12 protein-coding genes and 2 tRNA genes are annotated in these 15,350 nt (G+C 46.5%); 10 read left to right on the forward strand and 4 right to left on the reverse strand.

Annotated features, from left to right (window positions below):
- The first annotated feature begins 3 nt into the window (after positions 1-3).
- From HUX74_RS13265 to HUX74_RS13275, 3 genes are all read left to right on the forward strand, one after another.
- A complete protein-coding gene (locus HUX74_RS13265) occupies positions 4-1,107 on the forward strand; it encodes an efflux RND transporter periplasmic adaptor subunit (protein WP_117964566.1) in 1,104 nt (367 codons plus the stop codon).
- Positions 1,108-1,132: 25 nt separating this feature from the next.
- Complete coding sequence (locus tag HUX74_RS13270; protein WP_174646824.1) at positions 1,133-4,246, forward strand: efflux RND transporter permease subunit; 3,114 nt, start codon at positions 1,133-1,135, stop codon at positions 4,244-4,246.
- A 137-nt stretch (positions 4,247-4,383) separates the two neighbouring features.
- Positions 4,384-5,274, forward strand: a complete 891-nt coding sequence (locus HUX74_RS13275; protein WP_117964564.1) for a CblA family class A beta-lactamase — start codon at positions 4,384-4,386, stop codon at positions 5,272-5,274.
- 30 nt (positions 5,275-5,304) lie between these two features.
- Here the strand turns inward: HUX74_RS13275 and HUX74_RS13280 are convergent, their stop codons facing one another.
- The gene (locus HUX74_RS13280; RefSeq protein ID WP_117601662.1) at positions 5,305-5,754 is read right to left on the reverse strand and encodes a type I restriction enzyme HsdR N-terminal domain-containing protein; all 450 of its coding nucleotides are present in this window, start codon (positions 5,752-5,754) and stop codon (positions 5,305-5,307) included.
- Positions 5,755-5,818: 64 nt separating this feature from the next.
- Here HUX74_RS13280 and HUX74_RS13285 point away from each other — a divergent pair, with 64 nt between their 5' ends.
- The 5 genes from HUX74_RS13285 to HUX74_RS13305 all read left to right on the forward strand — a co-directional run bounded on the left by HUX74_RS13285 (position 5,819) and on the right by HUX74_RS13305 (position 10,819).
- Positions 5,819-6,595 (forward strand): AMP nucleosidase, encoded by a 777-nt coding sequence (locus HUX74_RS13285; protein ID WP_174646825.1) that lies wholly within the window; start codon positions 5,819-5,821, stop codon positions 6,593-6,595.
- A 39-nt stretch (positions 6,596-6,634) separates the two neighbouring features.
- A complete protein-coding gene (holA, locus tag HUX74_RS13290) occupies positions 6,635-7,654 on the forward strand; it encodes a DNA polymerase III subunit delta (protein ID WP_117601664.1) in 1,020 nt (339 codons plus the stop codon).
- Positions 7,655-8,564: 910 nt separating this feature from the next.
- The gene (locus HUX74_RS13295; protein ID WP_117601665.1) at positions 8,565-9,026 is read left to right on the forward strand and encodes a helix-turn-helix domain-containing protein; all 462 of its coding nucleotides are present in this window, start codon (positions 8,565-8,567) and stop codon (positions 9,024-9,026) included.
- Between the two features lie 117 nt (positions 9,027-9,143).
- Positions 9,144-9,920, forward strand: coding sequence for a dihydroorotate dehydrogenase electron transfer subunit (locus HUX74_RS13300; protein WP_117601666.1), 777 nt, complete (start codon positions 9,144-9,146; stop codon positions 9,918-9,920).
- Positions 9,908-10,819 carry a dihydroorotate dehydrogenase gene (locus HUX74_RS13305; protein WP_117601667.1) on the forward strand — a complete coding sequence of 304 codons (912 nt, stop codon included), beginning with the start codon at positions 9,908-9,910 and terminating at the stop codon, positions 10,817-10,819. The genes HUX74_RS13300 and HUX74_RS13305 overlap by 13 nt, the downstream gene beginning before the upstream one ends.
- Before the next feature lie 93 nt (positions 10,820-10,912).
- On the opposite strand, the gene trmD is transcribed toward HUX74_RS13305, so the two are convergent.
- Positions 10,913-11,590, reverse strand: coding sequence for a tRNA (guanosine(37)-N1)-methyltransferase TrmD (gene trmD / locus HUX74_RS13310; protein WP_005837186.1), 678 nt, complete (start codon positions 11,588-11,590; stop codon positions 10,913-10,915).
- Positions 11,591-11,679: 89 nt separating this feature from the next.
- Between trmD and ligA the strand changes: the two genes are divergently transcribed.
- Entirely contained in the window at positions 11,680-13,677 is a 1,998-nt protein-coding gene (gene ligA / locus HUX74_RS13315; RefSeq protein WP_174646826.1) for an NAD-dependent DNA ligase LigA, read from the forward strand.
- 103 nt (positions 13,678-13,780) lie between these two features.
- On the forward strand, positions 13,781-14,674 hold the full coding sequence (gene dapA, locus HUX74_RS13320; protein WP_087332404.1) for a 4-hydroxy-tetrahydrodipicolinate synthase: 894 nt from the start codon (positions 13,781-13,783) through the stop codon (positions 14,672-14,674).
- 494 nt (positions 14,675-15,168) lie between these two features.
- Here dapA and HUX74_RS13325 read toward each other — a convergent pair.
- Together HUX74_RS13325 and HUX74_RS13330 are read right to left on the reverse strand one after the other, a co-directional pair.
- Positions 15,169-15,242 (reverse strand) — tRNA-Arg (locus HUX74_RS13325).
- Positions 15,243-15,266: 24 nt separating this feature from the next.
- Positions 15,267-15,340: transfer RNA gene (locus HUX74_RS13330), tRNA-Arg, on the reverse strand.
- Between the last annotated feature and the right edge of the window lie 10 nt (positions 15,341-15,350).

Here is a 15,350-nt window from a genome sequence, read left to right on the forward strand (position 1 = left end):
TATATGAAAAATCAAATGTACATCACCCTGCTCATCCTGCCATTGCTGGCAACGGGATGCGGGGGAAGGAAAGAAACGGCACAAACGATGCCCATTCCCGAGATAAGCGTGGCCCGTCCGACAGTGCAGAACATCACGCTGACAAAAGAATATCCGGGCTACCTGACTTCTGAAAAGACCGTAGACCTGGTAGGCAGAGTCAGCGGAACCTTACAGACCATCTCTTACGCTCCCGGCAGCCGGGTACGCCAGGGACAAGTGCTTTTTGTCATCGAACCGACAGTCTATCAAGACAATGTGCGGCAGGCAGAAGCAGAACTCAACACTGCCCGCGCCAACCTGGAATACGCCCAAAACAACTACACACGTATGCAGGAGGCCGTGAAAAGCGATGCCGTAAGCCGTATACAAGTGCTGCAAGCACAATCCAACGTGGCAACCTCGCAGGCTGCAGTGAGCAATGCGGAAGCAGCCCTGAACACGGCACGCACCAATCTGAGCTACTGCACCGTCCGTGCCCCCTTCGACGGCACTGTAAGCCGTAACCTGGTGGATGCCGGAAGCTATGTAGGCGGCAGCGTGCAGCCCGTCACACTGGCAACCATCTACAAGGACGACCATCTGTACACCTACTTCAACGTGGCAGACAACCAATGGCTCTCCATGCTGATGCAGCAAGGGGACAGCATTCCCCGGCAAGTAACCGTCAGCCTGGGCAAAGACGGGCTTCTCACTTATCCTGCACAACTGGATTATCTTTCGCCCAACGTAGACTTGAACACCGGAACTCTGAACATCCGCGCCCGTCTCGACAATCCTAAAGGACTTCTGAAAAGCGGCCTCTACGTCAGCATCACCTTGCCCTACGGAGAGCAACAGCAGGCCATCCTGCTGCCGGACGCCTCCATCGGTACCGACCAGTTGGGGAAATACATATACGTAGTCAACGATTCGAATATAGTGCGCTACCGCCATATAGAAACCGGACAACTGATAGGGGACAGCCTGCGCCAGATAAGGGCAGGCATCACTCCCCGGGAGCGCTACGTCACCAAAGCACTGATGAAGGTAAGGGATGGAATGAAAGTACATCCCATTGACAACTAATATGAATTGATTAATACCAAAGCCTATGTTTTCAAAATTCTTCATAGACCGTCCTATCTTTGCTACCGTATTGGCGCTGCTCATCGTCGTAGCAGGACTGGTCACACTGGGCATCCTGCCCATTGCCCAATATCCGGACATCACACCACCCACTGTGCAGGTCAGTGCCGTATATCCCGGAGCCAATGCGCAGACGGTGGCACAAACCGTCGGCATTCCCATCGAGCAGCAAGTCAACGGAGTGGACGGAATGCTTTATATGTCCTCCAACTCCAGCTCATCGGGCGCTTACTCGCTTACCATTACTTTTGCCGTAGGCACGGACATTGATATGGCTACCGTACAAGTTCAGAACCGGGTCAGCGTAGCCCAGTCGTCACTGCCTACTCCCGTTGTGGTACAAGGTGTCACGGTGCAGAAACAGTCATCGAACATCGTGATGTTCCTCACGATGACGTCGGACAGCAAAGACTACGACGGACTTTACCTCAGCAACTATGCCAAGCTGAATCTCGTAGACCAGTTAACACGCGTGCCCGGTGTAGGCGCCGTCAATGTGATGGGAGCAGGGGACTACTCCATGCGTATCTGGCTCGACCCTGCCGCCATGCGCATCCGCTATCTTTCTCCGGCCGATGTATACCAAGCTATCCAATCACAGAATGTGGAGGTCAGCGCAGGTAACGTAGGGCAACCCATCGGCACAGACAATAAAAATGCCTATCAATACAGCCTGACCGTAAAAGGGCGCCTTACCTCGCCCGAAGAGTTCGGCAACATCATCCTGCGTACCGAAGCCGGAGGGAAGATACTCCGTCTGCGCGACGTGGCGCACATCGACCTAGGCTCGGCCTCTTACAGCGTAGTATCCCAACTGGACGGGAAACCCACCGCTGCCATCGCTATCTATCAGCAACCTGGCAGCAACTCGCTGGACGTTTCCAAAGGAGTAAAGGCAAAAATGCAGGAACTCTCGCAAAATTTCCCTGCAGGCATACAATACAATGTAACCCTGGACACTACGGATGTCATTCATGCCTCCATAGACGAAGTGATGGTGACGTTCCTTGAAACGACCCTGCTGGTAGTCCTCGTCATCTTCCTGTTCCTGCAGAACTGGCGGGCGGTCGTCATTCCTTGTATCACTATTCCGGTATCACTCATCGGCACACTGGCCGTCATGTCCTTGTTCGGCTTCTCCATCAATACGCTGACGCTGTTCGGGCTGATACTTGCCGTGGCCATCGTGGTGGATGATGCCATCGTGGTGGTGGAGAACTCCACGCGTCTGCTGGACACGGGGCGCTACACCTCCCGCCAGGCTGTGACCGAAGCGATGGGAGAGATTACCGGACCTATTGTCGGGGTAGTGCTGGTGCTGCTTGCCGTATTTATCCCGACAACGCTCGTCAGTGGCATTTCGGGGCAACTGTACAAACAGTTCGCCCTGACCATTGCAGCCAGCACCGTACTAAGCGGATTCAACTCACTGACCCTTACTCCGGCGCTCTGTGCCTTGATGCTGCAACCTACCCGGCCTTCCAAGAATCCCTTGTATCGAGGATTCAATCGTCTGTACGACAAGACACAAGGAGTCTACGACCGGATAGTGGAGTATCTGCTCCGGCGTCCCGGCGCTTCCATCGTTTCGTATGCGGTGTTCACACTGATTGCCGTCCTGCTGTTTGTCAAATGGCCGTCCATGTTTGTTCCGGAAGAAGATGACGGCTATTTCCTCGCAGTCGTACAACTTCCCCCTGCATCGAGTCTGGAGCGTACCCAAGCCGTAGGGAAACAAATAAATAAGATTCTCGATTCTTACCCCGAAGTAAAGGACTACATCGGCATATCCGGCTTCTCCGTGATGGGAGGAGGGGAACAGAGCAATGCGGCCACCTACTTCATCGTACTGCAGAACTGGAATGAACGCAAGGGAAAGGAACATACGGCTGAAGCCGTAGTGCAACGCTTCAATATGGAAGTGTATGGCATCCAGGAAGCAGAGATATTTGCCATGGTTCCGCCTGCCATCCCCGGGCTGGGAGCCACCGGAGGCCTGCAACTCCAATTGGAAGACCGCCACAACCTCGGTGCCACCGAGATGCAACGTGCCGTAGAGACCTTGATGGAGCACTACCACAATTATCCGGCATTGGCATCGGTCAGCAGCCAGTACCAAGCCAATGTCCCGCAATATTTCCTGAATATCGACCGCGACAAGGTGCAACTGATGGGCATTCCGCTGAACAGCGTATTCACTGCCCTGGGCTACTATATGGGAGAGGCCTACGTCAATGATTATGTGCAGTTCGGCCACATCTACCAAGTGAAGCTGGGAGCAGGTGACCATGCCCAGCGTGTCATCGACGATGTCCTGAAACTGAGCGTTCCCAATGCATCGGGCGAAATGGTACCTTTCTCCTCCTTCACCCGAGTGGAAGAACAGCTTGGCATGGACCAGATAAACCGCTACAACATGTACTCCACAGCAGCCGTGACCTGCAATGTGGCTCCGGGCAGCAGTTCGGGAGAGGGCATCCGGCAAATGGAAAGTCTAATCAAGGAGCATCTCGGAGACGAGTTCGGATATGAATGGACTTCGGTGGCCTATCAGGAGACGCAGGCGGGAACCACTACAACCGTCGTATTCGTCATGGCACTGTTGGTTGCCTTCCTTGTGCTTGCCGCACAATACGAAAGCTGGACCAGTCCGGTAGCTGCCGTAATGGGACTTCCGGTGGCGCTGCTCGGTGCCATGCTGGGATGCTATGTCATGGGAACTCCGGTCAGCATCTACACACAAATCGGTATCATCCTACTGGTTGCCTTGTCTGCCAAAAACGGTATTCTGATTGTGGAGTTTGCACGTGACTTTCGTGCACAAGGCAATTCAATCCGCGATGCGGCATTTCAGGCAGGGCATATCCGTCTGCGGCCTATTCTGATGACATCACTTGCATTTGTATTCGGGGTTATGCCATTGCTTTTTGCAACCGGAGCAGGGGCGGGAAGCCGTGTTGCACTGGGAGCCGCTGTAGTGTTTGGTATGGCACTGAATACCTTGCTTGCCACGGTCTATATTCCTAATTTTTACGAATTGATGCAGAAGTTGCAGGAGAAGTTCAGTAAGAAACAATAGGGAGGATGAGCTACAAGTTATGGATTATGGGTTATAAGCTATCACACTTATAACCCATAATCCATAACTCATTTTAGCAACTTGCTGCTAAAAGTTGTATCTTTGCGTGCGAATTGCCTCTTAAAGAAATTGAAGTTATGAAAGCATATTTCATCGCCATACTTACCTTATTCACTTGTATAGCTACCGTCGTCCGGACGCAGCAAATGTCTGAACTTGAAAACCGGATTGACAGTCTTCTCAATGGCAAGAAAGCCACCGTTGGTATAGCCGTATGGACAGACAAAGGAGACATGCTCCGGTATAACGACCATGTACACTTCCCCTTGCTCAGTGTATTCAAATTCCATGTGGCACTGGCCGTACTGGACAAGATGGATAAGCAAAGCATCAGCCTGGACAGCATTGTTTCCATAAAGGCATCCCAAATGCTGCCCAATACCTACAGCCCCCTGCGGAAGAAGTTTCCCGACCAGGATTTCACGATTACGCTTAGGGAGCTGATGCAATACAGCATTTCCCAAAGCGACAACAATGCCTGCGACATCTTGATAGAATATGCAGGAGGTATCAAACATATCAATGACTATATCCGCCGGTTGGGTATAGACTCCTTCAACCTCTCGGAAACAGAAGACGACATGCACTCCAGCTTCGAGGCTGTATACCGCAACTGGAGTACTCCTTCCGCTATGGCCCAGCTACTGAGAACGGCCGATGAAAAAGAGTTGTTCTCCAACAAGGAACTGAAAGACTTCTTGTGGCAGACCATGATAGATACTGAAACCGGCGCCAACAAATTGAAAGGTATGTTGCCAGCCCAAACCGTGGTAGGACACAAGACCGGTTCTTCCGACCGCAATGCCGACGGTATGAAAACTGCAGATAATGATGCCGGGCTCGTTATTCTTCCCGACGGTCGGAAATACTACATTGCCACCTTCATCATGGACTCATACGAGACGGATGAGGACAATGCAGACATCATCGCCCGCATATCACGCATGGTATATGATGCGATGAGATGAGAAAGGCAAGAAGGCTATCGGTAGCTCCTCCTATAAATCTTGATACTCAGGTATATCCTGCAGAAAAGTATAGCTGTTATGCTCGTAATCTATGCGGCAACAATAATGCTGAAGCCCGTTGCTGACAATCAGATAATCCACTTTCAGCACCATGTTGTAGCGGGTAATCTGGTCGAAAACCTTTTGGGTGATTTCTATTTCGGGCGCCTTGTATTCCACAATCATCCGGGCGGTGAGGTCACGCCGATAAAGCACCGTATCACAGCGTTTCTTTGTACCATTCAGCTGTACCTGCACTTCATTTGCCATAAGCGCCTGAGGATACCCCTTGTGAGCAAGAAGAAAGTGGACGAAGTGCTGCCGCACCCATTCTTCGGGCGTCAAAGCAACATAACGACGACGGATTACATCGAAAATAACATTTTTTCCATTCCTTGCGGCAATTTTAGCATCGAATGCTGGTAGGTTTAACGATAACATTTACTACATTTGTAAGTTAAATAATGGTTCCCGTCTTTCGGGAACACAAATTTAATGAAATCTTATGAAAACAAAAGAAGAAATCGTAGCCAATTGGCTGCCCCGTTACACAAAGCGTAACCTGGAGGATTTTGGAGAGTACATTCTGTTAACCAACTTCAACAAGTATGTAGAGATTTTCGCAAAAAAGTTCAATGTTCCCATTCTCGGTAAAGATGCCAATATGACATCTGCCAGCGCAGAAGGAATGACCATCATTAATTTCGGTATGGGAAGCCCTAATGCCGCCATTATCATGGACTTGCTGAGCGCCATCAAGCCCAAGGCATGTCTGTTCCTAGGCAAGTGTGGCGGCATAGACAAGAAAAATAGAATAGGGGACCTCATCCTCCCCATAGCCGCCATCCGCGGCGAAGGTACTTCCAACGACTACTTCCCGCCCGAAGTCCCGTCACTCCCGGCATTTATGCTGCAACGCGCCGTTTCTTCCGCCATCCGCGACTATGCCCGCGACTACTGGACCGGTACCGTATACACCACCAACCGCCGCATTTGGGAACATGACGAGGGGTTCAAGGAATATCTGAAGAAAACCCGTGCCATGGCTGTCGATATGGAAACGGCAACCTTATTCAGTTGTGGTTTTGCCAATCATATTCCTACGGGAGCCCTTCTGCTGGTTTCGGACCAACCGATGATTCCGGAAGGTGTAAAAACCGACAAGAGCGACAACATGGTTACCCAGAACTATGTAAATGAGCATGTTGAAATCGGAATTGCATCCCTGCGCATGATTATTGATGAGAAGAAAACCGTAAAACACTTGAAGTTCGACTGGTAATCCTCTTTACGGGACATACCCTCGTAACACATACTTTATATGGCAAAACAAGAAACGACCTGTGATGATATTCTAAAAGAGTTGAGAGCCAAACAATACCGCCCCGTCTACTATCTCATGGGCGAGGAATCGTATTACATAGACCTCATCTCCGACTATATTGTAGACAATGTTCTCACTGACACCGAAAAGGAATTTAACCTGACCGTAGTCTACGGTGCAGATGTGGATATAGCCACTGTCATCAATGCGGCCAAGCGCTATCCGATGATGTCCGAACGCCAGGTCGTAGTCGTAAAGGAAGCGCAGGCCATCCGCAACATGGAAGAGCTTTCATACTACCTGCAAAAGCCGTTGAACTCCACCATTCTTGTTCTATGCCACAAACATGGGGTGCTGGACAGAAGAAAAAAGCTGGTGGCCGAAATAGAGAAGGTGGGGGTTCTATTTGAATCCAAGAAGGTAAAGGATGCCCAGTTACCGGCATTCATCACCTCATACATGAAGCGCAAAGGTGTAGATTTGGATCCCAAAGCTACCTCCATGCTTGCCGATTTCGTAGGTACGGACCTCAGCCGCCTTACGGGAGAACTGGAAAAACTGATTATAACTCTTCCAAAAGGTCAGACACGCGTCACCCCCGAACAGATAGAACGCAACATCGGAATCAGCAAAGATTATAATAACTTTGAACTTCGCAGTGCCATCGTAGAAAAAGACATACTAAAGGCCAATAAAATAATAAAATATTTTGAAGAAAATCCGAAAACGAATCCTATCCAGATGACTTTATCTTTACTTTTCGGCTTCTTCTCCAACTTAATGTTGGCTTACTATGCGCCCGAAAAGACGGAGCAGGGTATTGCCAGTTTCATAGGATTAAAGACTCCCTGGCAGTCGCGCGAATACCTAAGTGCCATGCGTCGTTACAGCGGAGTAAAGACCATGCAGATAATCGGGGAGATTCGATATGCAGATGCCAAATCCAAAGGAGTAGGAAATTCCTCCCTAAGCGATGGAGATATCCTCCGGGAATTGGTCTTTAAGATTCTACATTAACTTCCATACAGTATACTTTTCCATAAAAGGGAAAAAGCATAAAACAGACTGATTTGATATCATTATGTCATTTTTAGGGGGATTTATCCCCCTTTTTTCTATTTTACTCCTTAGCATAGACTATAAAATAGAAGATAATACTCATATTTACAGCAAATTACGTCCATTTATAAGCTCTGAGAATCGCGTTTTTATAACGAATCGACCAATTATACAGAAATAAAGCAAGGATTTAAGTCTTGAAGACTAGAAAATAAATAAAGCATCTTATTCTCTTATTTATGTCACATTTTTTCTCCTTTAGTAAAAAAGAAGAGATGGAGCAATTCAGCTTTAAATCGTCATATAAGAAATCTGCTACACTTTTCAAGAGTACAATAGTTGTAATACACAACTAGGATAATTGACTATTGTGAATTCAACACATTACATATATATCTATATGACGAGTGTATTATAACACATGTAATATTACATCTAAAAAAACAAATGTAATAAGCGACATTCAACATCGTAAACTATTAGTTTACAAAAATGATAGAGTAGGGGTTAACCCATGTAGTTACAAGCAATAAATAGATGTATATAAATTATATACAATGATTAATCAAATTATTAGATTATATTTTATATAAAATAAACGACAAACAAATGTAATATAGTATTTATTATCAGAAATCACCAATATAATACACTAATAATTAGATAAATACACCATTTTATTAAACTTAAAATAAATACCTATTTTACCCATGATTTGTATTATAGCATTTGTAATGATGAATATTGTAATAATAACATTTCATTTGTAAATCACAAAATATCACATTTTTAATTTGCTTTTGTGATGTCATTTTTTTACTTTTGTAATCCAATAAATAGCATGTACAATTGTAATAACACATAAACCATGAGTATAAAAGATAGGTTCAAAATGGTTATGGACCGGGAGAAACTGACAGCAGGAGCTTTTGCCGAGAGTATTGGCGTGGCCCAAGCCACCATTTCCCACATCTTGGGTCCGCGTAACAAATATCCAAGTACGGAAGTTATTCTCCGATTACATCAACGCTACAATGATATAAACTTGGAGTGGCTGCTTACCGGAAAAGGTAATATGAGTAATAATCCGGATTCACCCGAAAACGATGGATTCGACTATCCTTTATTCGCTGAGAATCCGGAAAACCTGACCAAAGGGCCGGATGAAACTGAAAATCGCAAGGAAATTGCATTAGAAACATCTCTAAAAGCACCTAAAGAGATTGTAAGACAAGAGATTATCTACAAAGAAAGACCTCCCAGAAAAATCACTGAAATAAGAATTTTCTTTGATGACAATACCTACGAGACTTTCAAACCGGAAAATTAAGGAATGAGAATGGAAATAGACTAACGCCCCGGCATAAAAAAGAAACGGGTTCGTTTTATTCTGCACTCGGTTTACACTATCTTTGCACCCGAAAGAAAAACATCCCTCTTTATAGATATGAAAAAGTATATTTTAGATCTGACAGTGACAGAGAACCTCCGCTTGCATGCCAACTATGTGTTGTTGAAGCTGACTTCTCCGTCCCCACTTCCGGAAATGCTTCCGGGACAATTTGCAGAGATTCGTGTGGACGGTTCGCCTGCCACTTTTTTGCGCCGCCCCATCTCCATCAATTATGTAGATAGACAACGGAACGAAGTATGGTTCTTAATCCAACTCGTAGGTGACGGAACCAAGCGATTAGGCGAAGCAAAAGCAGGCGACATAATCAATGTAGTGCTTCCGCTGGGAAACTGCTTCACAATGCCTGAAAAGCCCTCAGACAAGCTCTTATTGGTAGGTGGAGGTGTAGGTACAGCTCCTATGTTATATTTAGGCGAACAGCTCGCCAAGAGAGGTTGCAAGCCAACCTTCCTGCTGGGTGCCAGAAGTGACAAAGATTTGCTTCAATTGGAACAGTTTGCCGCCTATGGCGAGGTGTATACCACCACCGAAGATGGCAGCCACGGAGAGAAGGGATACGTAACGCAACACTCCATATTAAATAAGGTGTGCTTTGAGCAGATATATACTTGCGGCCCCAAACCGATGATGATGGCAGTAGCAAAGTATGCCAAAAGTAAAGGCATCAGTTGCGAAGTATCTCTGGAGAATATGATGGCGTGTGGCATAGGCGCTTGTCTATGCTGTGTGGAAAATACCACGGAAGGCCATTTGTGTGTATGTAAAGAAGGTCCGGTTTTTAATATAAACAAACTATTATGGCAGATTTAAATGTAAATATCGGTGAATTACAAATGAATAATCCGGTGATGACTGCGTCCGGAACATTCGGATATGGTGAAGAATTCGCCGATTTCATCGAACTATCGCGAATAGGTGGTATAATTGTAAAGGGAACTACCCTTCACAAACGTGAAGGCAATCCATATCCGCGCATGGCAGAGACTCCTTCGGGAATGTTAAACGCTGTGGGACTGCAAAATAAGGGTGTACATTACTTTGTTGAACACATCTATCCCCGCATCAAGGACATTCAGACCAACATGATTGTAAATGTTTCGGGTTCTGCCATCGAAGACTATGCCGAAACAGCCGCAATCATTAATGAACTTGACAAAATTCCTGCCATAGAGTTGAACATCTCTTGCCCCAATGTGAAGCAAGGAGGAATGGCATTCGGTGTTACCGCCAAAGGAGCAGAAGAAGTGGTGAAAGCCGTGCGCTCAGTTTACAAAAAGACACTTATCGTAAAGCTCTCACCGAACGTTACCGACATCACCGAAATAGCCCGCGCAGCCGAAAATGGCGGTGCAGACAGCGTTTCCCTTATCAATACCCTGCTAGGAATGGCTATAGACGCGGAACGCAGGCGTCCGATACTCTCCACTGTAACCGGTGGTATGTCTGGTGCAGCTGTGAAACCCATTGCCTTACGTATGGTATGGCAAGTGGCCAAGGCGGTAAAAATCCCCGTCATAGGCTTGGGAGGTATCATGAACTGGAAAGATGCTGTGGAATTCATGCTTGCAGGTGCCTCCGCCATCCAGATTGGTACGGCAAACTTCATTGATCCGGCGGTTACGGTGAAAGTGGTAGAAGGAATAAATGACTATCTCGACAGACACGGTTATCAGTCTGTAAAGGACATTATCGGTGCACTTGAGGTATAAAGAATAACAAGAGATTGCCATTCGCAATATATATTCACAAAAAAGGACATTCATTGACGAATGTCCTTTTTCTTTTTATTTACATCAGTAAACTTACTCTCCCAACAAATCTGGGCGCAGTCTACGGGTTCTTTCTAATGACTGTTGCAGCTCCCATTCCTTAATCTTGGCCTCGTGTCCAGAAAGTAAAATATCCGGAACCTTCCATCCATTGTAATCAGCGGGACGCGTATAGACCGGTGCAGCCAGCAGATTGTCCTGAAAGGAATCTGAAAGTGCAGACTGCTCATCGGAAATCACTCCCGGAATGATACGGACGATGGCATCTGCCATGACAGCAGCCGCCAGTTCTCCGCCAGTCAACACATAGTCACCGATACTGATTTCCTTGGTGATGAGATGCTCGCGAATCCGGTAATCTATCCCTTTGAAATGCCCGCAGAGAATGATGAGATTCTGGGCAAGGGAAAGAGTATTTGCCATCGGCTGATTGAACTGCTCACCATCGGGGGTGGTAAAGATAACCTCGTCGTAATCCCGCTCAGCCTTCAAAGCGTTGATACACCGCTCTATCGGCTCTATTTTCATGACCATTCCGGCAAAGCCACCAAACGGATAATCGTCTACACGACGGTACTTATCTTCCGTATAATCACGAAGATTATGGATATGTATCTCTGCAAGCCCTTTATTTTGAGCACGTTTCATGATGGAGCAGTTGAAGAATCCCTCAATCATCTCCGGTAAAACTGTGATAATGTCAATGCGCATATAACTTTATTTTAGCTATTTCAAGCTGCAAAAGTACAAATATTCGGGGAGAAACCCGTATTTTTGCGTTCAAACAATCCGAAAACCCTATGACTGTAAAAGAAAAAATAGACCAGCTCCGTGCGGAATTACACCAGCACAACTACAATTATTATGTGCTGAATGCTCCTGAAATATCCGACAAGGAGTTTGACGACCTGATGCGCGAGCTACAAGATTTAGAGAAAGAACATCCTGAATACCAAGATGATAATTCGCCCACGATGCGTGTAGGAAGTGATTTAAATAAGAACTTCACACAAGTGGCACACAAATATCCCATGCTTTCATTGGGAAACACCTATTCCGAAAACGAAGTGACCGACTTTTACGAACGGGTAAAAAAAGCGTTGAACGAGGAGTTTGAAATCTGCTGCGAGCTGAAGTATGACGGTACTTCCATCTCGCTGACTTACGAGGATGGCAAACTGGTGCGTGCCGTCACCCGTGGCGACGGCGAAAAGGGCGATGATGTGACGGACAATGTAAAGACAATCCGGACGATTCCGCTGGTCCTCCACGGGAATTATCCTAAGTCATTCGAAATCAGAGGGGAAATCCTGATGCCCTGGGTGATTTTCGAAGAACTGAACCGGGAAAAGGAAGCACGTGAGGAACCGCTTTTCGCCAATCCGCGCAACGCTGCTTCCGGTACCTTGAAGTTGCAGAATTCCGCCATCGTAGCATCCAGAAAGCTGGATGCTTATCTCTACTATCTATTGGGAGAAGAATTGCCCTGCGACGGCCATTACGAAAACCTGCAAGCTGCCGCCAGCTGGGGATTTAAAACATCAGAGCACGCCAGAAAAGCCCACAGCCTGGAGGAAGTCTTCGAGTACATCAATTATTGGAACACGGAGCGTAAGAACCTTCCGGTGGCTACTGATGGTATTGTACTAAAAGTCAACAGCTTGAGGCAGCAGAAGAATTTAGGATTCACAGCCAAGTCTCCCCGATGGGCCATCGCATATAAATTCCAGGCAGAACGGGCACTAACACGATTGAACAAGGTTACCTACCAGGTAGGACGCACCGGTGCAGTGACTCCGGTCGCCAACCTGGACCCCGTACAACTATCCGGCACCATTGTGAAACGTGCCTCCCTGCACAATGCAGATATTATCGAGGGGTTGGATCTGCATATAGGCGACATGGTGTATGTGGAAAAAGGCGGTGAAATCATCCCCAAAATAACCGGTGTCGATAAGGATGCCCGCAGTATGCTTATCGGTGAAAAAGTGAAATTCATCACCCATTGTCCCGAATGCGGCAGCAAACTGATACGTTTTGAAGGAGAAGCAGCCCACTATTGCCCCAATGAAACCGCTTGCCCTCCGCAGATTAAAGGGAAGATAGAGCATTTCATCAGCCGCAAAGCCATGAATATAGACGGACTGGGACCTGAAACTGTAGATATGTTCTACCGATTGGGACTGATAAAAGATACTGCAGATTTATACCGGCTCAAAACCGACGACATCAAGAACCTGGAACGGATGGGCGAAAAATCGGCAGAAAACATAGTCAACGGTATTGCGGCAAGTAAAGAAGTGCCATTCGAAAGAGTGCTCTTTGCACTGGGCATACGCTTCGTGGGAGAAACGGTTGCCAAGAAAATAGCCAAGTCCTTTATGGACATCGAAGAGCTGGAAAACGCAGACCTCGAAAAGCTGAAAAACATCGATGAAATCGGTGAAAAAATAGCGCAGAGCATTATAACTTACTTCTCCAATCCTACCAACAGAGAGCTGGTGGAACGGCTGAAATCGAACGGTCTGCAACTCCACCGGACAGAAGAAGACCTCAGCGGATACACCGACAAACTGGCGGGCCAGTCCATCGTCATCAGCGGCGTATTCACCCACCACTCACGGGACGAATACAAAGAGATGATTGAAAAGAACGGTGGAAAAAACGTCGGAAGTATCTCCTCCAAAACCAGCTTTATCCTGGCCGGAGAAAATATGGGACCTGCCAAACTGGAGAAAGCGCAGAAACTGGGAGTAAAGATTATGAGCGAAGATGAGTTTTTGGCATTGCTATCCTAACAAATTTCCACAAAAAGCTTTTTTATGGCTTATATTTGTAGGGTAAATCGAAAAAATTCGTACTTTTGCGAGTCATTTAATTAGAGATTACTTTATAATACTCATGATACAGACAAGATTGAAAGGAATGGGGGTAGCGCTGATTACTCCATTTAAAGAGGATGAAAGCGTTGATTACGATGCGTTGATGCGTTTGGTAGACTATCAACTTCAAAACAATACCGACTTTTTATGTGTGCTCGGCACCACAGCAGAAACTCCGACTCTGACTGAAGAAGAGAAAAAGAAAATCAAGAAAATGGTCATCGAGCGAGTGAACGGAAGAATTCCTATCCTGCTGGGCGTAGGTGGAAACAACACCCGGGCCATAGTGGAAACACTGAAAAATGACGATTTCACCGGAGTAGATGCCATTCTATCCGTCGTTCCATATTACAACAAGCCATCGCAAGAAGGTATATATCAGCATTATAAGGCCATTTCTGAAGCAACGGATTTACCGATTGTGCTTTATAATGTCCCCGGTCGTACCGGCGTGAACATGAAGGCGGAAACAACCCTGCGCATTGCACGTGATTTCAAGAATGTGATAGCCGTCAAAGAAGCTTCGGGCGACATCACGCAGATGGACGACATCATCAAAAACAAACCGGCCAATTTCGACGTTATTTCGGGCGATGACGGCATCACCTTCCCTCTGATTACTTTGGGGGCCGTCGGCATCATCTCGGTCATTGGAAACGCGTTCCCGCGTGAGTTCAGCCGTATGGTACGTCTGGCACTGCAAGGGGACTATGCCAATGCATTGACCATTCACCACAAATTTGCCGAATTATTCAAGCTTCTGTTTGTAGACGGCAACCCTGCCGGAGTAAAAGCCATGCTGAACGCAATGGGAATGATTGAGAACAAGCTCCGCCTGCCATTGGTACCGACCAGAATCACCACCTTCGAAGCCATGCGCAAGATTCTGGATGAATTGAACATCAAATGCTAAGGTCTTATACCGCCCCTATAGGATATTAATTTCCAGTATACAACATATTAATATCAGCTATGCAAGGAGTTAATTTTGTGGAAACACGGAATTAACTCCTTCTTTTTTTCCTATGTGACTATATTTATCAGTACAATAATCCCAAAACAGTCTACTGATTACGTTATAAAGCAAAAAGACATCTGGTTAAATCGAGAAAAAGACGTCTCTAGCTCAATCAAGACAAGACTATTATTTCAGCTAATCTATTAGTTCACAATACTGAACACTTTGTTTCAGCAGAGAAAAACACTTTGTTTTTATATGATGGAACAAAGTGTTCTGTCAAGGGAAACAAAGTGTTCTCCATAATGAAACAAAGTGTTTAGTTAAGGGAAACAGTTTGTTTTACTTAGCAAAACACGCGCCAGTGCCATACAAGGGGAGAACATCAACTATATCCCATAGCTGTAAAAACAAAGGATCTCCGCAAGTTTTCTTGCGGAGATCCTTTGTGATCGCGACAGGATTCAAACCTGTAACCGGCTGATCCGTAGTCAGCTACTCTATTCAGTTGAGCTACGCGACCCTTAAAAAAAATTATGAAAACTTGTGACCGCGACAGGATTCAAACCTGTAACCGGCTGATCCGTAGTCAGCTACTCTATTCAGTTGAGCTACGCGGCCTCTTTGTTTA

This window comes from Bacteroides sp. Marseille-P8574, from assembly GCF_902825465.1.
In the GTDB taxonomy this organism is placed as follows: Bacteria; Bacteroidota; Bacteroidia; order Bacteroidales; family Bacteroidaceae; genus Bacteroides; species Bacteroides uniformis.